The organism is Aeromonas sp. s8, assembly GCF_040907785.1.
In the GTDB taxonomy this organism is placed as follows: Bacteria; Pseudomonadota; Gammaproteobacteria; order Enterobacterales; family Aeromonadaceae; genus Aeromonas; species Aeromonas veronii.
The window spans coordinates 38,823-58,629 of sequence record NZ_JBFOCL010000038.1; the positions used below are offsets into that span (position 1 = coordinate 38,823).

17 protein-coding genes are annotated in these 19,807 nt (G+C 61.0%); 8 read left to right on the forward strand and 9 right to left on the reverse strand.

Annotated features, from left to right (window positions below; all coding sequences use genetic code 11):
- Window positions 1-21: 21 nt before the first annotated feature.
- Window positions 22-618, reverse strand: a complete 597-nt coding sequence (gene rdgB / locus AB5Y86_RS11290; protein WP_257686793.1) for an RdgB/HAM1 family non-canonical purine NTP pyrophosphatase — start codon at window positions 616-618, stop codon at window positions 22-24.
- Window positions 619-856: 238 nt separating this feature from the next.
- Here rdgB and AB5Y86_RS11295 point away from each other — a divergent pair, with 238 nt between their 5' ends.
- From AB5Y86_RS11295 to AB5Y86_RS11305, 3 genes are all read left to right on the forward strand, one after another.
- A complete protein-coding gene (locus tag AB5Y86_RS11295; RefSeq protein ID WP_005340537.1) occupies window positions 857-2,020 on the forward strand; it encodes a multidrug effflux MFS transporter in 1,164 nt (387 codons plus the stop codon).
- 135 nt (window positions 2,021-2,155) lie between these two features.
- Window positions 2,156-3,205 carry an oxidoreductase gene (locus AB5Y86_RS11300; protein WP_368192884.1) on the forward strand — a complete coding sequence of 350 codons (1,050 nt, stop codon included), beginning with the start codon at window positions 2,156-2,158 and terminating at the stop codon, window positions 3,203-3,205.
- Window positions 3,206-3,514: 309 nt separating this feature from the next.
- The gene (locus AB5Y86_RS11305) at window positions 3,515-3,763 is read left to right on the forward strand and encodes a hypothetical protein (protein ID WP_005340533.1); all 249 of its coding nucleotides are present in this window, start codon (window positions 3,515-3,517) and stop codon (window positions 3,761-3,763) included.
- A gap of 62 nt (window positions 3,764-3,825) precedes the next feature.
- On the opposite strand, the gene rimJ is transcribed toward AB5Y86_RS11305, so the two are convergent.
- Together rimJ and AB5Y86_RS11315 are read right to left on the reverse strand one after the other, a co-directional pair.
- Window positions 3,826-4,377 (reverse strand): ribosomal protein S5-alanine N-acetyltransferase, encoded by a 552-nt coding sequence (gene rimJ / locus AB5Y86_RS11310; RefSeq protein WP_368192885.1) that lies wholly within the window; start codon window positions 4,375-4,377, stop codon window positions 3,826-3,828.
- Entirely contained in the window at window positions 4,377-4,931 is a 555-nt protein-coding gene (locus AB5Y86_RS11315) for a GNAT family N-acetyltransferase (protein WP_368192886.1), read from the reverse strand. The genes rimJ and AB5Y86_RS11315 overlap by 1 nt, the downstream gene beginning before the upstream one ends.
- 345 nt (window positions 4,932-5,276) lie before the next feature.
- On the opposite strand from AB5Y86_RS11315, the gene AB5Y86_RS11320 reads away from it, so the two are divergent.
- Window positions 5,277-7,052 (forward strand): M4 family metallopeptidase, encoded by a 1,776-nt coding sequence (locus AB5Y86_RS11320; RefSeq protein WP_368192887.1) that lies wholly within the window; start codon window positions 5,277-5,279, stop codon window positions 7,050-7,052.
- A gap of 32 nt (window positions 7,053-7,084) precedes the next feature.
- Here the strand turns inward: AB5Y86_RS11320 and AB5Y86_RS11325 are convergent, their stop codons facing one another.
- A complete protein-coding gene (locus AB5Y86_RS11325; protein WP_005349020.1) occupies window positions 7,085-7,978 on the reverse strand; it encodes a LysR family transcriptional regulator in 894 nt (297 codons plus the stop codon).
- A 92-nt stretch (window positions 7,979-8,070) separates the two neighbouring features.
- Here AB5Y86_RS11325 and mdtH point away from each other — a divergent pair, with 92 nt between their 5' ends.
- Window positions 8,071-9,267 carry a multidrug efflux MFS transporter MdtH gene (gene mdtH / locus AB5Y86_RS11330; protein ID WP_005340523.1) on the forward strand — a complete coding sequence of 399 codons (1,197 nt, stop codon included), beginning with the start codon at window positions 8,071-8,073 and terminating at the stop codon, window positions 9,265-9,267.
- A 139-nt stretch (window positions 9,268-9,406) separates the two neighbouring features.
- Window positions 9,407-10,321 carry a bifunctional helix-turn-helix transcriptional regulator/GNAT family N-acetyltransferase gene (locus AB5Y86_RS11335; protein WP_111900998.1) on the forward strand — a complete coding sequence of 305 codons (915 nt, stop codon included), beginning with the start codon at window positions 9,407-9,409 and terminating at the stop codon, window positions 10,319-10,321.
- A gap of 46 nt (window positions 10,322-10,367) precedes the next feature.
- Here AB5Y86_RS11335 and AB5Y86_RS11340 read toward each other — a convergent pair whose 3' ends face one another.
- Both AB5Y86_RS11340 and prfC read right to left on the reverse strand, forming a co-directional pair.
- A complete protein-coding gene (locus tag AB5Y86_RS11340) occupies window positions 10,368-10,841 on the reverse strand; it encodes an ASCH domain-containing protein (protein WP_368192888.1) in 474 nt (157 codons plus the stop codon).
- A gap of 57 nt (window positions 10,842-10,898) precedes the next feature.
- Window positions 10,899-12,488: a peptide chain release factor 3 gene (gene prfC, locus AB5Y86_RS11345; RefSeq protein ID WP_085942998.1), complete on the reverse strand. Its 1,590-nt coding sequence runs from the start codon at window positions 12,486-12,488 to the stop codon at window positions 10,899-10,901.
- 430 nt (window positions 12,489-12,918) lie between these two features.
- On the opposite strand from prfC, the gene AB5Y86_RS11350 reads away from it, so the two are divergent.
- Window positions 12,919-13,641, forward strand: a complete 723-nt coding sequence (locus AB5Y86_RS11350; protein ID WP_368192889.1) for an SDR family oxidoreductase — start codon at window positions 12,919-12,921, stop codon at window positions 13,639-13,641.
- A gap of 141 nt (window positions 13,642-13,782) precedes the next feature.
- Here the strand turns inward: AB5Y86_RS11350 and AB5Y86_RS11355 are convergent, their stop codons facing one another.
- From AB5Y86_RS11355 to AB5Y86_RS11365, 3 genes are all read right to left on the reverse strand, one after another.
- Window positions 13,783-15,630, reverse strand: coding sequence for a diguanylate cyclase (locus tag AB5Y86_RS11355; protein ID WP_368192890.1), 1,848 nt, complete (start codon window positions 15,628-15,630; stop codon window positions 13,783-13,785).
- Window positions 15,631-15,856: 226 nt separating this feature from the next.
- Window positions 15,857-17,311, reverse strand: a complete 1,455-nt coding sequence (gene viaA / locus AB5Y86_RS11360; protein ID WP_201975408.1) for an ATPase RavA stimulator ViaA — start codon at window positions 17,309-17,311, stop codon at window positions 15,857-15,859.
- A 9-nt stretch (window positions 17,312-17,320) separates the two neighbouring features.
- Window positions 17,321-18,934 (reverse strand): ATPase RavA domain-containing protein, encoded by a 1,614-nt coding sequence (locus AB5Y86_RS11365; protein WP_106843917.1) that lies wholly within the window; start codon window positions 18,932-18,934, stop codon window positions 17,321-17,323.
- A 319-nt stretch (window positions 18,935-19,253) separates the two neighbouring features.
- On the opposite strand from AB5Y86_RS11365, the gene AB5Y86_RS11370 reads away from it, so the two are divergent.
- Window positions 19,254-19,688, forward strand: coding sequence for a DNA polymerase III subunit psi (locus AB5Y86_RS11370; protein ID WP_368192924.1), 435 nt, complete (start codon window positions 19,254-19,256; stop codon window positions 19,686-19,688).
- Window positions 19,689-19,807 lie beyond the last annotated feature (119 nt).

The following is a 19,807-nucleotide window of genomic DNA, read 5'->3' on the forward strand; positions in this document are numbered from 1 at the left end:
CCGACAAGGTGGCGAAGTGACTCAGTGCGCCGCAGCCAGCGCCGCTTTGAGCTTGGCCAGCGCCTGACCGCGATGGCTCAGCTGGTTTTTCAGCTCGGCGGGCATCTGGGCGGCGGTGCAGTCGTGATCCGGCACGAAGAAGACGGGGTCATAGCCGAACCCGTGCTGACCGCGCGGTTCGTCGATGATCATCCCTTCCCAGCTCGCCTGACAGATGATGGGGGTGGGATCGTCAGCATGGCGCAGATAGACCAGCACACACCAGAAGCGGGCGCTCTTCAGGTACTCGGGGGCACCTTGCAGCTCGCCGAGCAGCTTCTCGATGTTGGCCTTGTCGCCGGCACCCACACCGGCAAAGCGGGCGGAGTAGACGCCGGGGCGCCCTTGCAGCAGATCGACTTCCAGTCCGGAGTCATCGGCCACGGCGGGCAGACCGGTAATGCGGGCGGCGTGGCGGGCCTTGATGATGGCATTCTCGACGAAGGTGGTGCCGGTCTCATCGGCATCGGAGACCGCAAACTCGCTCTGTGGGATCACCTGGATCTTCATATCGGCCAGCATGGCGGCCAATTCCTTCACCTTTTTCTGGTTACCTGTTGCCAGGACAAGCTTGTTCATCGAGCACCTCCGCAAAAATAATCTGCGCATTCTATGCGGCGCAAGCGTTTAGTAAAAGCGTCAATTACACCCGCTGTGATGGGGTTACGGGGGATTTGCCGCCATCGAATAACCAGCTTTTTAATACATGTTTCCATAATGGAATAACCAAAGTGATTAAATACCATTTCTATTCATTACTGTGAGTCAGTAGACTCGCGCCCCAATTCATTAACCTGGCTGACTAAAGAGGTGACAGATGCCATTGATACTTTTACTCGTACTACTGGTGCTGTTCAGTCCGCTGGCTATCGACATCTACCTGCCCGCCATTCCGCAGATGGCCGAGCAACTGGGCGCCGAAGTAACTCTGATGCAGGGCACCATCACCTGGTTCCTGTTCAGCATGGGGCTGGGGCAACTGCTTGTTGGCCCGCTGGCCGATCGCTACGGTCGCAAGCCCATCGCGCTGGGCGGCGTGCTGCTCTATGGCCTGAGCGCGCTGGGGGCCGGTTTTGCCGCCAGCCTCGGTGAATTGATGCTGGCCCGGGTGCTGCAGGGCTTCGGCGCCTGCGCTACTTCGGTCGCCGCCTTCTCGGTGGTGCGTGACAGCTATGGCCCGAAAAAGAGCGGTCAGATGATCTCCTACCTCAATGGCGCCATCTGCTTTATTCCTGCGCTGGCCCCCCTGCTCGGTGGCTGGCTCACCGCCAAGGCGGGCTGGTCTGCCAACTTCTGGTTTATGGCCGGTTATGCGCTCATCGTCGGCAGCTGGCTGATGTGGCGGATGCCGGAGACCCGCCCGGAGGAGACCCGCAGTGAAGGGGCCCTCATCAGCTGGTCCCGCTACAGCCCGGTGCTGCGCTCCCCCAGCTTCCTGTTCAACGCGGCGCTGTGCATGCTGGCGATGGCGGTGATCCTCGCCTATGTCACCGCCGCACCGGTGCAGCTGATGGTGAAACTGGGGCTGGATATGAGCGGCTTTAGCTACTGGTTTACCGCCAACGCCGCGCTCAACATTCTGGCCTGCTTTATGGCGCCGCGCTTTATCGCCAAGGTAGGGCCAAGACGCACCCTGCGCATCGGCCTGCTGGTGTTGATGCTCTCGGCCATCACCCTGACTTTGGCCATGCACATCGAGCATCCGCTGGCGATGATGGGGCCGGTATTCCTCTCCAGCATCGGCTTTGCCATGATTCTAGGCTCGGCCGCCGGGATGGCGCTAGCACCGTTCGGCCACTGTGCCGGTACCGCCGCCGCCCTGCTCGGCCTGTTCCAGATGAGTGGATCCGGCGCTCTGGTTGGCCTGACCGGCGCCCTGATGCACGACCCGCTGAGCCAGCTGGCGCTGCATATGTGGCTGCTGCTGCCGCCTCTGGTGATGCTGATGACCCGGCGCGGTCGCCGCTTGTGTTTGCAATAAATCCTGTGTTCTGATGGGCACACTCGGGGGGCCATCGGCCCCCTTCTCGTTTGTATCGCCTTTACAGCATATGGCCATCCGGCAGAGAGCCGGCGATGGCAACCCCACTCACTCGATGTCAGCGGAGAACTCCCGATGAGCCACACTCTCAACGCAGCCCTGGTGGGCTATGGCTTTGCAGGCAAGACCTTTCACGCCCCCTTCCTCTCCACCACCCCGGGCTTGTCCCTCAGTTGGGTGGTGAGCCGCGATGCCGCCAAGGTGCAGGCCGATCTGCCCGGCTGCCGGGTCGGTTCACTGGAGGAGGTACTGAGCGATGAGACCGTCGATCTGGTGGTGATCGCCACCCCCAACGACACCCACGATCCTCTGGCCCGCCAGGCGCTGCTGGCAGGCAAACATGTGGTGATCGACAAGCCCTTTGCTTTGGATCTGGCCGAGGCGAAAGCACTGGTCGAGCTGGCCGAAAAGCAGCAGCGGCTGCTCACCATCTTCCACAACCGGCGCTGGGACGGAGACTTTCTTACCGTGCGCCGTTTGATTGCCGAGGGGACGCTGGGGCAGATCGCCCAGTTCGAATCGCACTTCGATCGCTATCGCCCCGAAGTGCGCCAGCGCTGGCGCGAAGCGGGTGGCCCGGGTTCCGGCCTCTGGTTCGATCTCGGCCCTCACGTGCTGGATCAGGCATTGCAGGTGTTCGGCCAACCGGACTGGTTGCAGGCCGATCTGGCCGAGCAGCGCCCCGGCGCACTAGCGGACGACTACTTCCATGTGGTGCTGGGTTACGGTGCTCTGCGGGTTATTCTGCATGGCAGCTGTCTGGTCTCGGCCACCATGCCGCGTTTCATCGTCCACGGCAGCCAGGGTTCGTTCGTGAAATTCGGTATGGATGTGCAGGAAGATCAGCTCAAGCAGGGCTTGCGGCCACCGGCAGCGGATTGGGGCATGGATAGCGAACCCGGTCAGCTCAGCCGCATTGTCGATGGTCAGTTACAGCAGCAGAGCGTGGTGGGTGAGGCGGGGGATTATGGCGCCTACTATCGCGGTGTCTGCGCCGCCATCAAGGACGAGGGAAGCAACCCGGTGCCAGCAAGTGAAGCGCTGGCGGTGATGGCACTGCTGGATCTGGCCCGTCAGAGCCACCTTGAGGGAAAACGGCTGCCCTGTCAGAAGCTGTCTGACTAAGGTGCGGGTCATCGGCCGCTATTGACCAACCTTGACCTTGTTAAATCGCCACAAGATGGCAGCAAAGTGGTGTTTTATTGTGCAATTAGTGTCATTTAACGGCATCTTGTATTGATATCAGTCGTTGCAGTGGAGCTTTTTATCCACGGCACGAAAAAATGTCATTGTGATATCCGTTTTCATCGGTAACTAATGGGGCTATATTGCGCCCGCCTGCTGCCTCCCGGCTTCTTGTTTCAATACCGGGCAACGGTGGGCGCTGTGATGGTTGCACAGACCATCTCTCCATATTTATTTGAGGGAATGCACATGAACAAAGTACTGGTAGCCGGTATCCTGGGTCTGATGTTGACTGCTTGCGGTCAGAAAGAAGAAAAAGCTGCCGCTCCTGCTGCTGCTCCGGCCGCCGAAGTTGCTGCCACTGTAGAAAAAGCCGCTAGCGAAGCCACCTCTACCGTAGAGAAGGCCACCTCCGAAGCGACTGCAACCGTAGAAAAAGCTGCTACCGAAGCAGCTACCAAGGTTGAAGCTGCAGTGAGCGATGCCAAGGCCAACTAAGCCTGCACCTCATTCGAAGACGGGTCCGAAGGCAACTTCGGGCCCGTTTTTTTATCTGACAATCAGGGAGCCGGATTAATCAGCGAGGTGAGGATGTGATCCTCCCAGCGACCATTGATCATCAGATACGCCCGCGCGAATCCCTCTCGCTCGAAGCCGAGCCGCTCCAGCAAGGCGCCACTGCGCTGATTGGCAGGCATATAGCAAGCCATGATGCGATGCAGATCGTGCTCGCGAAACAGGTAGTCAATGGCGGCTGACAGCACCTCTCTCATCACCCCCTGCCCCTGGTACTGCTGGTCGATGGCATAGCCCAGATGACACGCCTTGAAGACCCCCATCAGGATATTGCTGAAGTTGCAGGTGGCGATCACCCGCTCGCCAGCCGGATCGAGGGCCACCAGATTGACGCCGGTGCCGTTGAAGAACTGGCTGTAGCTGTCCTGCAGCCGGGCATGCCAGTAAGAGAGGGTGTAAAAGTGCTCGTCCCGAAGCGGCTCCCAGGGGGTAAGGTGGTCGCGGTTGCGCCGGTAGAAGTCGAGCATCATAGGGGCCTGATCCGGCGACAGTATGGTCAGGTGGGTGCGGGCCGTCTTGATATGTGGCAGCGCCATCAGGACTCCCTCTGCCTTAACCACTCATCGCGCAGCAAGCTGTAGTGGGTGTGATCCACAATCCGGTTGCCCAGCCGCTCTGCGCGCCGGGTCACCCCCTCAAGCTGCATCCCGAGCCGCTCACAGACGGCTCTGCTGGGCTCGTTATCGGTGGCAGCGCTGATCTCCACCTTCTCCATCCCCATCTCCTCGAAGGCGTGGTGGATCAGGGCCTGACAGGCCCGGGTGATGATGCCGTTACCCTGCCAGCGCTCCGCCAGCCAGTAACCGATGACCACCTTGCCAAGGTCGTGATCGATGCTGTTGTAACCGATGACCCCCACCACCTCCCCCTGATACTCGATGGCGGTGGTGAGCCCCTCGCCCCGGGCGAACTTCTCGATGGCACTGCGAATGAAGAGGGTGCTGTCGACGGGGCGCTGGATCAGTGGCGGCCAGGGTAGCCACTGGGAGAGGTACTCCCGGTTGTCATTGCAGAGGGCAAACAGTTCGCTCGCCATATCGGGCTGCAAGAAGAGCAGCGCAAGCTCGTCGTCCAACTGCCATGAAAACATGGGATTCTCCTTTCAAATCAGTGATCAAATCGCGAACCAGCACCCAATGTAGCCAATCGCCACTGGCCGCGCCAGCCACTTTTACGGCCCCCTCCGGCAGGCTTCGCAGAGGGTGACAGCGCGCGAACTCTCCTCCCTCAAAAGAGGAGGGTGGGTGTCTGAAACCGGATAATGCTCTCCACATGACGCCGATAAATGCCCACAAACGGCACTTTGGCAGATCCTGCTCCCCCTTTGTGCTGCGCTGTCACTTTTGACAGGGGGCACTTTCCCCCACCGGCACTAGCTTCAAAACGCCCGACCTTCGGTCGGTTTATCAACCTCATCGATTTAAGGAAAGAAGAGATGAATAGAATTTATCTGGCCGTTGCGCTGGCCTGCTGGGGAAGCGCCGCACTGGCGGCGCAAGAGGTAGAGATCAACGTAACGGCAAACGGCATCCGGGCCATGACAGGCCTCAGTGCCGCGAGTGGTACCTTGCAGCTGGAAGATGGCGAGTTTCGTCAGGTGCGGGTGGTCAAACTGCCCAACGGCCAGCAGCGGATCCGCTACGAGCAGGTCTGGAACGGCATCCCGGTAATGGGTCAGGTGGTGGTGGCTGACAAGAGCCTGAACGGCCAGCTGCAACAGGCCAGCGGGCGCATGCTGCGCCAGATCGATCAGGATGTGGCAAGCCCGGCCGCCGCCCTCTCGCCACAGGATGCCGCCAGCAAGGCCAAGGCGGGCAGCAAGGGGAGCAACGAGCAGGTCAAACTCTACGTGATGCAAGATGAGGACGGGCTGGCCCGGCTGGTTTATCAGGTCTCCTTCATCGCCGAAGGTGACAAGCCAAGCCGCCCCTTCGTCATTCTTGATGCCCAAAGCGGTGAGGAGCTCAAACGCTGGGAGGGGATCAACCACAAGGACGCCAGCGGCCCGGGGGGCAACATCAAGACCGGCAAATATTTCTACGGCACCGATTTTGGCCCACTCATCGTCGATGACAACTGCCGGATGACCAGCCCCAACGTCGATACCATCAACCTCAACCACGCCACCTCAGGCGGGGCCATCCACCAGTTCACCTGTCCGGAGAACCGGGTCAAGGAGATCAACGGCGCCTACTCGCCCCTCAACGACGCCCACTACTTCGGCAACGTGGTGTTCGACATGTACCGCAACTGGTACAACACGGCGCCCCTCACCTTCAAACTGAAGATGCGGGTTCACTACAGCAAGAATTACGAGAACGCCTTCTGGGATGGCAGCCAGATGACCTTTGGTGACGGCGCTACCACCTTCCACCCGCTGGTAAGCCTCGATGTGGCGGCCCATGAGGTAAGCCACGGCTTTACCGAACAGAACTCCGGGCTGATCTATTCAGGACAATCCGGCGGCATCAACGAGGCCTTCTCCGATATGGCGGGTGAAGCGGCCGAGTTCTACATGAAGGGGAGCAACGACTGGCTGGTCGGCGCCCAGATCTTCAAGGGCAACGGCTCCCTGCGCTACTTCGAGGATCCGACCCGGGATGGCAGATCCATCGGCCATGCCGCGGATTATCAGGAGGGGATGGATGTACACCACAGCTCCGGGGTCTACAACCGCGCCTTCTACCTGCTCGCCACCAGCAGCGGCTGGAACACCCGCAAGGCATTTGAAGTCTTCTTGCTGGCCAACCGCCTCTACTGGGGCGCCAACACCAACTACCAGCAAGGGGCCTGCGGCGTCAGCCGGGCGACCGCCGACCTGGGTTACAGTCAGGCGGATGTGGCACGGGCCTTCCAGACCGTCGGGGTCGATGCCAGCTGCGGCACCACGCCGCCACCAAGCGACAACGTGCTGCAAAACGGCGTGCCGGTGAGCAACCTCGCCGCCAGCAAGGGTGGCAAGCTCAACTACACCCTGAACGTACCGGCGGGCACCAGGTCGCTGCAGATCAGCAGCAGTGGCGGCACCGGAGATGCCGACCTCTACGTCCGCTTTGGCAGCGCCCCCACCAGCAGCAGTTACGACTGCCGCCCCTACAAGGGGGGCAATAACGAAAGCTGCTCGTTCACCAATCCCAAGGCGGGCACCTGGCATGTGCAGCTGTCAGGGTTTTCCGCGTTCAGTGGCGTGACCCTCAAGGCCAGCTACTGATCCACCCGATGCGGGCCTTGTCCCGCATCGTTCTACTCATTACGCCACCGTTTCGCCAGCGTGCGGGCGGTGGCCAACACGGTTTCCCGGGCCGGGTTGGGCCGCTTGCCACCGCGCCACGCCATCATCACATCCCAATGTTCCTGCGGCAGATTGCGCACATCGAGCCTGACCAGCCGCCCCACCTCCAGATCCCGCTTGATGGCCAGCTCCGGCATCAGGGTGATAAACCCGTGTTCCAGCGCCAGATCGCGCGCCGCACTGGCCGGCTGCACCGCATGCAGGGGGCTGGCGGCCCGCCGCAGCCGCCGCAACTGCTGGATAAAGACGTCACACCCCGGCCCCCATACCTGAGGCGCCAGCCGCTGGTCGGCAATATCCTCCAAGGTGAGGCCGTGACAACCGGCCAGCGGATGCAATGGCGAGGCGATAGCGATAATGGGGGAGCAGCAGAGCAGCTCCATCTGCAGGCCCGCAACCGGCGGACGCTTGAGTACAAAGCCGATATCGGCCTCCCCGGTCAGCAGCGACTGCATGATCTCGCCGGAGTGATCCGTGGTGCAGCGGATCTCGAACGGCTCGTCCACCAGCTCCATCAATAACGAGCCAAACACCACCGAAGTGAGGGATGGCAGGCTGGAGAGACGGATACAAGGCAGCGCAGGCGCCCCCTGCAGTGCCAGCCGCCCTTCGCTCAGGATCGCCAGCGCAGAGCGGGCTGATGGCAGAAACTCCTCGCAGGCACGGGTCGGCGTCACCCCGCGCCGATGACGCTGAAACAGCGGTGCCCCGAGGCTCTCCTCCAGCTGGGCAATCCGCTGGCTCACCAGCGGCTGTGACCAGCCACGAATGGCCGCCGCCTGGCTGAAGCTGCCCAGCTCGGCCACATCCAGCAGCAGTTGCAGATCGTCCAGATCCATAGACATAAATAATCCTGATATGAAATATAGGTAGTTGTCGTCTACCACTATATCTAAACCCTCTCCAGAATGAAGGTATCTGTGAATGAGAGGGCGTTATGGTCGATAGGGCGAGGTTTTGGGGACGCTGGTTTCTGGCGCTGGATACCACACTGGTGATCCTGGGTTTCTTTGTGGTGATGCCGATGATCAGCCTGCGCTTCGTCGATCAACTCGGCTGGGCGGCCGGTCTGGTGGGGCTGGCCCTCGGCCTGCGCCAGCTGACCCAGCAGGGGCTGGGGATCTTTGGCGGCTCGCTTGCCGACCGCTTCGGCGCCCGCCCGCTCATCGTCACCGGCATGTTGCTGCGCGCCGTCGGCTTTGCCACCCTGGCCTGGGCCGACAGCGGCGCCATGCTGATCTTCTCCTGCTTCCTCTCCGGACTGGGCGGTTGCCTGTTCGACCCGCCACGGGCGGCACTGGTGATCAAATTTACTCGCCCCCATGAGCGGGGCCGCTTTATCTCCCTGCTGATGATGCTGGAGAGTGCGGGAGCCGTCACCGGTGCCCTGCTAGGCAGCTGGCTGCTGCGCTTTGACTTCACCTACGTCTGCCTGCTGGGCGCCGGGCTCTTCACCCTGGCGGCGCTCTGCAACTGGACCCTGCTGCCCGCCTACCGCCTCTCGGTCAAACCGACTCCGATGCGGGAAGGGTTGGGACAAGTACTGGCGGATCGCGCCTTCTGCCGACTGGTGCTGATCTTAAGCGGCTATTACATGCTGTGGGTACAGGTGATGCTGATTTTCCCCATTCTGGTCAAGCAGCTCTCCGGCACCACCACGGCGGTGGGCTGGATGTACAGCCTGGAAACGGCGCTGTCACTGGCGCTGCTCTACCCTATCGCCCGTTTCAGCGAACGGCGCTATCGGCTGGAGAGCCGACTGATGGCAGGCATCCTGCTGATGACGGTGGGGATAGGGCTGGTCGCCTTTGTCAGCACCCTCTCCGGCATCTTCGTGCTGCTGGCCTGCTTCTATCTGGGGATCATCATCTGCGAACCGGCCCGGGAGACCCTGATGACCCGGCTGGCCAACCCCACAGCCCGCGGCAGCTACATGGGCTTCAGCCGCCTCGGACTGGCGTTGGGGGGCATGACCGGCTACGTGGGCGGCGGCTCCCTCTATGACTTCTCGCTGCAACAGGGACAACCGGCCCTCCCCTGGCTGGTGCTGGGCACCATAGGCGTCGCCACCATGTTGCTGCTCGCCCGCTGCTTCTCCCGCCGCCCGGAGCTCGCTATAAGAGCCGCCGCCTGACGACCGCCCCACCTGCGGCAGCCCAATCAACGGGGCTGCCGCTCACCCCATATTCTGCAAGTCATCACAGCAAAAGGTTGCGAATTACAACTTTTACGCTATTTTAGTTGTCATGCACAACTAAAAAGGAAACCACGATATGGATCCCCGTCCCCTGCGCGCCCTGTCGCGCGATCTGGTTCGCGAACTCGGCATGCTCTCCCAGCAGTGCGGCAATCTGGCCCTCACCCCCATCGAGGCTCACCTGCTGATCGAGCTGGAAAACGCCCCGGCCACCAACCAGCAGCTGGCAGAAAAGCTGCACATCGACAAATCCAACGCCAGCCGTCCGCTGGCGCGCCTGGCCGAGCGGGAGCTTATCAGCTGGCACCCGCACCCCTCCGACGGCCGCAGCAAGGAGGCCCGCCTCACCGTCAACGGTCAGGGGATGCTGCTGGAGTTGCACCGGGAGATGGACGGGGCGATGGAAGAGATGCTGGCGCAGCTGAGCCTGCCCGAGCGGGAGCAGCTGTGGCAAGGGCTGCGGCTCTATCGCAGCGCCCTCTCCCGCGCCCGTCGCCAGCGGGGCTACCAGATCCGCCCCATCACGGCGGCGGACAATGCCCAGATCGCCTTGGTGATCCGCGCCGTCTCGGCCGAATATGGCCTCACCGCCGACAAGGGGTATGGGGTATCCGATCCCAATCTCGACACCCTCTCCCAGAGCTATCAGGGGGAGAAGAGTCGCTACTGGGTCATCGAAGGGCCGGACGGTTCCATCCTCGGCGGTGGTGGTATCGCGCCATTGGCGGGAGAAGAGGGAGTCTGCGAGCTGCAGAAGATGTACTTTATGCCCGCCCTGCGCGGACTGGGCCTTGGCAAGCGGTTGGTGTTGCAAGCACTGGATGCCGCTCGTAGTTTGGGCTATCGCCGCTGCTATCTGGAGACCACTGAGGTACTGCGCGAAGCCACCAGCCTCTACGAATCACTGGGCTTTGAACACCTGCCCGGCCCCCTTGGCTGCACCGGCCACGGGGATTGCGAGATCTGTATGGTGCTAGACCTGGCGATCTAAAGTGATAGCGGCAAGCAGAAGTATCCCCTGCTTGCCGCTTTGTTTACTATGGCAGCGCCACTACCCGAAATCGCTCCAGCACCAGCGTGGCGTGCTCATCAAATTCTCTCCCTTCCGCCTTCATCTCGCGTTCGAAGAAGGCCTTGTGCGCCTCGTGCCACCAAGCCAGAGAGCCATCGCCCTCCCCCTCCTCGGCGGCAAACGCAGCATCAATCTCATCGAATCGGCACAAGGTGACCGAGACTATTTCAACCAGCGCCTTGGGCTGACCACTCCAGTCGGTTACCACCAGTAGGTCCCCCTGTTCCGGCATCCGCTTGCCCTTCTCCAGATACCAGTAAGCGAGGCTACAGGTCGCTCGCTTGCGTCCTGCCACCACCAGCGAAGCACAGAGGTTGGCATTGTGTTCATCAGCACAGAAGTAGTCCGCCGAGACATGACGAGCCCGTGCAGCCACCGGCAGGGATAACAGATAACCCTCAGCCAGAGCCGAGCAGGCAGGATTCATCGATTCAACCATCACCTCTCCTTGATGCATAAAAAAATCCCGCCATCTGGCGGGATTTGGTAAGCAGTATCAGTGCTCGCGAGTCTGGCGGAACTCAACGTCCGGGTGACGCTCCTGTGCCAGGCGCAGGTTGACCATGGTCGGTGCGATATAGGTGAGGTTGTCACCGCCATCGAGAGCCAGGTTGACCTCGTTCTTGCGTTTGAACTCTTCGAACTTCTTGACGTCGGTCCCTTCCACCCAGCGGGCGGTGGAAACGTTGACCGCCTCGTAGATGGCCTCGACGTTGTACTCACTCTTCAGACGAGAAACCACCACGTCAAACTGCAGCACACCGACCGCACCGACGATGAGATCGTTGCTGATCAGCGGACGGAACACCTGCACCGCGCCCTCTTCAGAGAGCTGGACCAGCCCCTTGAGCAGCTGCTTCTGCTTGAGCGGGTCGCGCAGGCGGATGCGGCGGAACAGTTCCGGTGCAAAGTTCGGGATACCGGTGAACTTGAGATCTTCCCCCTGGGTGAAGGTGTCACCGATCTGGATGGTGCCGTGGTTGTGCAGACCGATGATGTCACCGGCGAAGGCGTCTTCCGCCTGCTCACGGTCACCAGCCATAAAGGTCACGGCGTCGGAGATGTTCACATCCTTGCCGATACGCACGTGGCGCATCTTCATGCCCTTGCTGTAGGTGCCTGATACGATACGCATAAAGGCGATTCGGTCGCGGTGTTTCGGATCCATGTTTGCCTGGATCTTGAACACGAAACCGGAGAACTTCTCCTCGGTCGCCACCACTTCGCGGCTCTCGGCCTTGCGTGGCATGGGAGACGGCGCCCAGTCAGTCAGGCCATCCAGCATGTGGTCAACACCGAAGTTACCCAGTGCGGTACCGAAGAAGACCGGGGTCATCTCGCCAGCGATAAAGGCATCGTGATCGAACTCGGGAGAGGCGCCCTGCACCAGCTCCAGCTCGTCACGCAGTTGCTGAGCCAGATCTTCGCCGACGGCGGCATCCAGATCCGGGTTGTTCAGCCCCTTGACCACCCGCTTCTCCTGGATGGTGTGGCCCTGACCGCTCTGATAGAGATAGGTCTCATCCTTGTAGAGGTGGTAGACACCCTTGAAGGATTTACCGCAGCCGATAGGCCAGGTGATGGGGGCACACATGATCTTCAGCTCGCGCTCCACCTCATCCATCACTTCCATCGGATCGCGCACTTCGCGGTCCAGCTTGTTCATAAAGGTGAGGATGGGGGTATCACGCAGACGGGTGACTTCCATCAGCTTGCGGGTCCGGTCTTCAACACCCTTGGCGGCGTCAATGACCATCAGGCAGCAGTCGACCGCCGTCAGGGTACGGTAGGTATCTTCGGAGAAGTCCTCGTGACCCGGGGTGTCGAGCAGGTTGACCAGACAATCGGCATAGGGGAACTGCATCACCGAGGTGGTGATGGAGATACCACGCTGCTTCTCCATCTCCATCCAGTCGGATTTGGCGTGCTGGCCCGAGCCACGGCCCTTGACGGTACCGGCGCGCTGAATGGCCTGTCCGAACAGCAGGACTTTCTCGGTGATGGTGGTTTTACCCGCATCCGGGTGCGAAATGATCGCAAAAGTGCGTCTCTTGGAGACTTCACTCAGAAATTCAGCTGACATAATTCAACGTTCTTCTATTGAGCGGTGGCATCAGCCACCGTGGGAATAAATCCGGAATGCCGCTCACGGCACATGTATACGCAACGAAAGCCACGCCAGCTGGCGTGTTGCCAACCTGGTGGAAGAGAGGGAGGAGGGTTGCGTTACATGGGTCTTCTCGCCTGAGTCAAAGCAAAATTGCGCGACATTATACCCGCGCGAGTGAAAAATACCCAGCCTGACAAGAGATGATAATTTGGCCGCTCAGCCGTTCCACAGGTTCCAACTGAACAGAAAATCAAACACTCCGAATCGGATGGCAGCATCCGGACCACGTGGACTTGGCCTCCTCCCCATGCCAGCAACAACCACTCTTGATAAATTTTCATACTTGGACTTTCCCTATCCAGCTACAAATATGTAAATCGTATCTACATAATGGAGAGGTCATTACATGAAACATTCCACCCTGCACAATCAACAGATCGTCATTATCGGTGGTACCTCGGGTCTTGGCCTGGCCACCGCCCACCAAGCGATCGAGCAAGGCGCCAAGGTCATTATCGGCGGTTCCAGCCGTGAGCAGCTTGCCACTGCACTGGCTGAACTGGGCGCAAATGCCAGTGGCCATCAACTGGATATTCTCGACGTCGACTCCGTCAATCACTTTTTCAACCAGCTGGATTCGCTGGATCATCTCGTCATCACCGCCGCCGTCATGCGACCAGGCAGCTTTCTCACCGCTGCCATCGAGGATTTGAAAATCAACATGGACAGCCGATTCTGGGGAAGTGTTCATGCGATCCGCGCCGCAGCACCCAAACTGTCAGAACGCGGCTCCATCGTGCTCACGTCCGGGATGGTGACGCGCCGCCCACAACTAGGTAAAGCACTCCCTGCCGTTGCAGCTGGCGCTGTTGAAACGCTGGCTCACAGTCTGGTTACCGAGCTGACCCCCCGTCGGATCAACGTCATAAACCCGGGCCCCATGCGCACTCCCATGTTGCTTAAAGCGCTGGGCAATGACCCACAAAAAGTGGCTGCCGTGGCGCAAAGCCTGCCGTTGAAACGCTTGGGAGAGGGAGAGGATTATGCGCAGGCCGCACTGTTCCTGATGAGCAATAACAACATGAATGGTGAGGTTCTTCACCTCAATGGCGGCAGCGCCTGGGCATAACGCCCTTCTGACGCTCTTCTGCGCTCGCGCTTGCCAATCTGTCATCGCAGGCAAGAACGAGCGCAGGGGACGAGCATCATCGCCGTATCAGTGTGCTCCCCAATAGCGATGACACCCAGGTGAGTGACAATACCCAGCCCGTCACTCGTCTGTTTCCACCCGGTTGCGACCCGCCTCTTTCGCACGATACAGCGCATTGTCGGCACGCTGGATCAAGGCCGCCAGATCCTGATCATCGTCTCGCAGAGAGGCACATCCGATACTGATGGTTACCGGGTACGACATGCCGGGCAGAGCCCGGTTGGCGACCGAGTGACGGATCCGCTCAGCCACCCGGCACGCCTCTTCAAGGCTGGTATCCGGCAGCAGGATCAAGAACTCCTCTCCGCCGGTACGCCCCAACTGATCCTGGTGCCGCAGCTGACGATCTGCCGCCCGAGAGACCCATTGCAGCACCCTGTCTCCTTGATGATGGCCCAGGGTATCGTTGATCCGCTTGAAGTGATCGATATCGAACACCAGCAGACAAAATGGCGAGCCCTGCCTGCGAGCCTGCGCCAACATATCGCTGCCCTGCCGCAGCACCCGACGGCGATTGTTGATGCCGGTCAGCTCATCGGTAAAGGCCAGACGACGCATCCGACGGTTGCGATCAAGCAGCCATCCCATCGTCAGCAGCGCCAGTACCCCGCAGAGCACCATCACCACCAGCAGCCAGAAACGACGCTCCTTGACCTGCTCCAGCTCCTGCTGCTGCAACTGCTGCTCGACTCGCAGTCGCTCGTTCTCCCCCTCCTGACGGGCCAGCTCGAACTCGCCGCGAACCCAGGCCGTGCTCTGTTCCCGTAACAGCTGATCGAGCCGCTGCTCCTGCACCAGATGCTCCCGCAATGCGGCCAGTGCCGCCGGATAGTCGCCTTGCAACTCGAGCGCCCGACTGCGTACCCAGTAGAGCTCGAGCAAAAAGCGTACGTGCCCTTCCACCTTCAAAATCGGCTCAATCTTCTCAAGCGCACGCAAGGCTGGCGCCGGTTCCTGCTCTTCGACTCTCAGCCTCGCCCGCACCAGCTCGAGATGCGCATGGAGGATGGGGTCAACGTCGGGAGATAGCACCTTCGCCGCTTGTGCCAACAAGCGTCCGGCATCAGCGGGGCGATCCAGCCCGAGCAGAGCCTCAGCCTGCATCACCATGCGTTCGGCATGCTCAATCAGATATTGAGGCTGATTATAAAAGGCCGCACTGCGTTCAAGCTCGCCCAGCGCATCCTGATAACGCCCGGTCTGCAGATAGACCATCGCCAGTTGATCACTTAGCCTTGCCGAGCCAAACCCGTCGTGACTTCTGGCAAAGTGTTCGCTCAACCGGTTGAGGGTGGCGAGCGCTTCGGCATAGAGGCCCATACGACGAAATGTGGCTGCAATCTCGAGCTGCGCCTGGTGATACCAGGTGGGCAACCCCAGCTGCTCATAGATATTGTGCGCCTTGGTGAGATCCATCAGCCCCTGGCCTGAGACCCCCTGAAAAGACAGCATGGCCCCCCGGCGGGCCAGCGCCAGCGCCTCCAGCTTCGGCAAGGCGGCCTCCCTTGCCAGCCGCAGCCCCTCATCGTAATCGTGACGAGCCTTCGCTACCTCGCCGAGCAGCTGATTGAACCAGCCGCGGCAAATCGTCAGCTCCGCCACGGCGGCGTCATTCCCCTGATCGCGCGCAACGATCAGCATCCGCTCCGCATTGGCGATGGCGGTTCGGGACTCCTGCATGTCATCGGCCGATTGGGCCCAGCAAGCCAGACGACTGATCCGCATCTGCTGCGACGGCGGATAGGCGTTGCCGTCCCGCTGCAAACGGGCAAGGCGCTCCCGCAGCAACTCGATCGGCTGATAGACCCGCTCCATCCCTCCCAGTTCATTTTCCAACTGCTCGGGGGACAAGGGTTTGGCTGCCAGCCCGAACACCGCCAGCAACAGCAGCAAGGCAAGTCGGCTCATACATACTCCGGATCAATGGGAAAGATCATCGGGCAAGCCGATGCCGGAAAATCATCATCTTTTCCCCTGTAACAATGGTTGTAAAGGCTATCACCCGGACAGAGAGCCCGAATGGCAGGCTAGTCACATTTTACTGCGATATCATCGTGTTGGAATAAAAGCGGGGACGCACAGCGAAAAAGAGGAGGCGGGATAACAACCAAGAGGGGTTTCCCCCTCCCGGTCACTAGTGATGCTGCCAGCGCCGCAGCAGCCGGCCGCGCAGGCCGCAATCGAGCAGCCAGCTGTTGTCAAATACACGCAGCAGCGCCTGCTTGGCGTGGCGGGACATGGCGACGGCGTGAAAACGGGTCTGGCGCTGGCGATAGCGGTTCATCTGATCGAGCAGGGGATGAGGCAGGCTCTGGGCGATAAAGTCGGAGATGACCAGCACATCCGCCTTGGCAAAGGCGGGATCATCGAGCTTGGCCAGCGCTTTTTCCAGGCAGGGCACCAGATCGGTACCGCCGTGAAAACTCATGGAGAGGAAGCGCTCCGCCTTGTCCAGCCCGGTATCTGCAGTGATCTCGAGGGTCGCCACCTCGGTGGAGAAGAGCATCAGGTAGCAGCCGCGCTTCTCATCCATCGCCACCTTGAGCAACGCCAGAAACAGCGCCTTGGCACACTCCTCGGGATATCCACCCATAGAGCCGGAGGTATCGACGCAGACGATAAAGGGGCCTCGCTGCTGCAACTGCTGCCCCCCCTGCTCCGGAGTGCGCAGCATGATGCGTTGACGCGGCAAGGTGCCACGTGACTGGTAGCTGAGCAGACGCCGCTCCAGATAGCGGCGGTAGAACTCCAGCTCCAGCTCCGGTAGCCCCAGCATCACCGCCTCGCTTGGCAGCAGCCGCATCAGATCGCTCGCCTGATGAATGCCCACCAGATCGTCCGGCACATCGTCGCTGGGAGCGGGCTCCAGCTCCAGCACCTGAACCGGCGGCACAGGTTGCTCCTGCGCCCGCCGATCCCGCTCGCTGCGCCCTAGCAGACCGGCAATCTCCGCCAGCAAGGGTTCGCGCTGCAACATGCGGGCATACTGCTTGACCAGCACCAGACTGCGCTTGTGCCAGTGCCCCTGAGCCAGATCCCAAAGGCCGCCCGCGGAGATCTGGTTGGGATCGAGGGCATCGGCCAGGGTGCGGCTCGCCAGCAACTGGTCTTCAATCTCCTGACGCTGCTTCTCCCGCTCCGCTTCTGCGATCTGCTGCTGCAGTTGCAGCAGGCTCCCCACCAGACTGGCGCGCCACTTGTCGATAAAGAGCTGGCGCAGCCCCTCGGTGGGGTGGGCCGTCAGCTGACGCACCAAGGATCTGGCCTCACCGGCGAAGGGGCTGTACTGCTCCAGCGACTCCAGCAGGCTTGGCAGACGACCAATCAGCTCGGTCATCGGCAGTTGCCGGTGTGCCTGATAGAGCAGGTACTCCTGCTCCAGCGCCACCGGCACCGGCTTGTGACGGATCTCCTCGCCAAGCTGCTCACCCCAGCTATGCAGGCGCTTTTTCAGCAGCTTGCCCTGTAGCGGGGAGCGTTTGATAAATTCGGAAATCTTGGGCGAGGCCGCCAGCAGGAGCGCCACCTCACCCGCAAGCTCCCCTTCGCCAATCAGGAGCCCCAGATCCAGCATGCCGATCTCAAGCATGAGCGCTCCTTACTCGTCCAGCCTTGGCAACCGCTCGCGCCACTGGGTCAGCTCGCTGCGCAGCAGTTCGAGATCCCGGTTCAGCACGAAGAAGCTGTCCTCCACCTGCTGCAGCCAGCGCTGGGCGATAAAGAGGTGCTGCTGGTGACGCTCGAACAGGCTGCGCTGCTGTTTGAGCTCCTGCATCACCTTGCCGACCTGAACCAGCTGCTCGTCGAGCGACTGCAACCAAGGCGCCAGCACCACCTCGGGGATGGCGTTGCGCTCCATCAGCACCAACGGGATCTGCTGGCGCTGGATATCGAGCACCTGCAGCCGCAGCTCATCGTCCAGCACCAGCTCGTAATGCCCCTCTTTCGGGTTGCCGAACTCATAACCCACCAGCGCCTCACCGGTGGGATGCCAATGGGAGAGCAAGGTGCGATCGAACACCAGGGTGCGGGTAAGACGTTCGGGATCGCTGCCATCCAGCGGCGCCGGGGTGAGCAGATGGAAGTGCACCTGCTTGCCAAAGGGTCTGGCATTGGCAAGCGGGATCTCGATGCCCCGAGCCCGCCGGCCAAACCACTGCTTGCGTTGCCGGGCCTTTGTGCAAAGGCGCTGGGCCACGCTCTGTTTGAGCTGTTTGAACTGATCCCGAAGGGCGAGTAGCTGACGGGTCATCGCCAGTTGCTGATAGCCGTAGAGACGGGAGAATTCGGTCATCATCTCCAGCAGGGCGGTGCGGGACTCCTCGTCATGCCAGAGACAATCCTTGAACAGCAGCAGATCTACCGGTGCGACCTCATCGCGGCCATTGAAGAAGGCGCTCGCCTTGATGAGCCGTACCGCCTTCTTCCAGCGGCGATCCGACACATAGCAGCGATGGGCCAGCTGGCTGTCGAGCTGCTGGCGCAGCTGATAGATGAGCTCGAAACAGGCATCCGGCAGGCGCACCTGTTCAATCTGGCTCTGCCACTGCTCGTACTCATCCCCCCGGATCTGCAGGGATTCCGGCAAGTTCTGGTGGGCGTGGCCATCGCTGGCCAGCATGGATTGAAAGTTGGCTTTCTCCTGCACCCGGTCCATCCAGATCCGCACCAGCATCCGGTCGTAGAGCGCTTCCAGCCCGCTGTCCGGCGCTGGCAGCTCGTTGGAGGCAGTCACCAGCAAGCGCATCGGGATGGGGTGCTGGCTGTCTCCGTTGCGAAACTGCCGCTCGTTGATGGCGGTGAGCAGGGTGTTGAGGATGGCAGGGCCCGCCTTCCAGATCTCGTCGAGGAACACCACCTCAGCCTCCGGCAGATAGCCTGTGGTGAGGCGCAGATATTTGCCATCCTCTTTCAGCGCCTGAATGGAGAGGGGGCCGAACACCTCCTCCGGCGTACTGAAACGGGTCATCAGGTATTCAAAATGGCGGGCGTCGTGAAAGGCCAGCTTGAGGCGGCGGGCAATCAGGCTCTTGGCGATACCGGGTGGCCCCAGCAAGAAGACACTCTCACCGCTGAGGGCCGCCAGCAGACCGAGGCGCAGGGCATCCTGCCGTTCGTAGAGTCCCTCACCAAGGGCGGCCAGCAGCCGGGGCAATCGCTCCTGGATGGGAATAAGACGCGCAGGATTCTGGGCTTGAGCTAAAGACGACATAGAGAGTGTTCCGAAGCTGGGATGATGTTAGCCCCAAGGCGCGATATCCATTTTCTCGACCTTGGGTTTTGTCTTGTTATGATGTTTATTCTGGTATCTCTTGCCGCACAATACCCGACTCTGGCAGGAAAAAACGCAAGGGCGGTGCGATACCGTTGCCGCGCCCATGCGTGGCCAGAGTGGTTATCAGCATCATGGCCAGCGAGTCATGCCCGCATGCGCCAGATGATGCATTGCAAATGGGTGCAGCAAAACCGGTTCGAGTGTACCCTGCGCAACACGATTTTCCCCAATGCAGATCAAGAGTGAGTCGCCCCAGATGCAAGATCCCGTTCGTCAGAGCATGTTGGCCCGCATGGGCATTCAAAGCTGGCAGCTGCGTCGTCCGGCATTGCTGGGTGCAGAGCCTGCTCCCGAGCTTGCACAACATGCCGCGCTGCCCGGCCAGACGGCACCGGCCACTGACGCCCCGTTGCCCAGCGGCAAACTCTGGCTGCTGGCACCCAGCCTGCCTGCCACCACGCTGCTGGCGGATATCTGCCAGTTGCTCGGTATGACGCCCGACGAGGTCTCCCTGCTCAGCGAGCTGCCGCCTGCCGACCTGCAAATGGCGGATGCTTCCCCCCTGCTCTGGCTGACCGAGGCCAACCCCGAGCGGCCGGATGCGCTGATCTGCCCGCTCGTCCCCAGCGCCGCGCAAAAGCGCGCCCTGTGGCAACAACTGCGCCAGCACCTTGCGGCCAGCGCGGCGTGATCCTGCATCATGCCGCCAAGCCCCACTGTGATGCCGCTCTTTTTACCTGATTTTACACACGCAGCCCCTGCCGCCGCCTCTGCCAACCCTGGTGCCCACAATGCTGCCATCCGGAGCCC

Coding starts and splice junctions, on each gene's coding strand:
- rdgB (WP_257686793.1), bottom strand. CDS start 618: ATGAACAAGCTTGTCCTGGCAACAGGTAACCAGAAAAAGGTGAAGGAA.
- AB5Y86_RS11295 (WP_005340537.1), top strand. CDS start 857: ATGCCATTGATACTTTTACTCGTACTACTGGTGCTGTTCAGTCCGCTG.
- AB5Y86_RS11300 (WP_368192884.1), top strand. CDS start 2,156: ATGAGCCACACTCTCAACGCAGCCCTGGTGGGCTATGGCTTTGCAGGC.
- AB5Y86_RS11305 (WP_005340533.1), top strand. CDS start 3,515: ATGAACAAAGTACTGGTAGCCGGTATCCTGGGTCTGATGTTGACTGCT.
- rimJ (WP_368192885.1), bottom strand. CDS start 4,377: ATGGCGCTGCCACATATCAAGACGGCCCGCACCCACCTGACCATACTG.
- AB5Y86_RS11315 (WP_368192886.1), bottom strand. CDS start 4,931: ATGTTTTCATGGCAGTTGGACGACGAGCTTGCGCTGCTCTTCTTGCAG.
- AB5Y86_RS11320 (WP_368192887.1), top strand. CDS start 5,277: ATGAATAGAATTTATCTGGCCGTTGCGCTGGCCTGCTGGGGAAGCGCC.
- AB5Y86_RS11325 (WP_005349020.1), bottom strand. CDS start 7,978: ATGTCTATGGATCTGGACGATCTGCAACTGCTGCTGGATGTGGCCGAG.
- mdtH (WP_005340523.1), top strand. CDS start 8,071: ATGGTCGATAGGGCGAGGTTTTGGGGACGCTGGTTTCTGGCGCTGGAT.
- AB5Y86_RS11335 (WP_111900998.1), top strand. CDS start 9,407: ATGGATCCCCGTCCCCTGCGCGCCCTGTCGCGCGATCTGGTTCGCGAA.
- AB5Y86_RS11340 (WP_368192888.1), bottom strand. CDS start 10,841: ATGGTTGAATCGATGAATCCTGCCTGCTCGGCTCTGGCTGAGGGTTAT.
- AB5Y86_RS11350 (WP_368192889.1), top strand. CDS start 12,919: ATGAAACATTCCACCCTGCACAATCAACAGATCGTCATTATCGGTGGT.
- AB5Y86_RS11355 (WP_368192890.1), bottom strand. CDS start 15,630: ATGAGCCGACTTGCCTTGCTGCTGTTGCTGGCGGTGTTCGGGCTGGCA.
- viaA (WP_201975408.1), bottom strand. CDS start 17,311: ATGCTTGAGATCGGCATGCTGGATCTGGGGCTCCTGATTGGCGAAGGG.
- AB5Y86_RS11365 (WP_106843917.1), bottom strand. CDS start 18,934: ATGTCGTCTTTAGCTCAAGCCCAGAATCCTGCGCGTCTTATTCCCATC.
- AB5Y86_RS11370 (WP_368192924.1), top strand. CDS start 19,254: ATGCAAGATCCCGTTCGTCAGAGCATGTTGGCCCGCATGGGCATTCAA.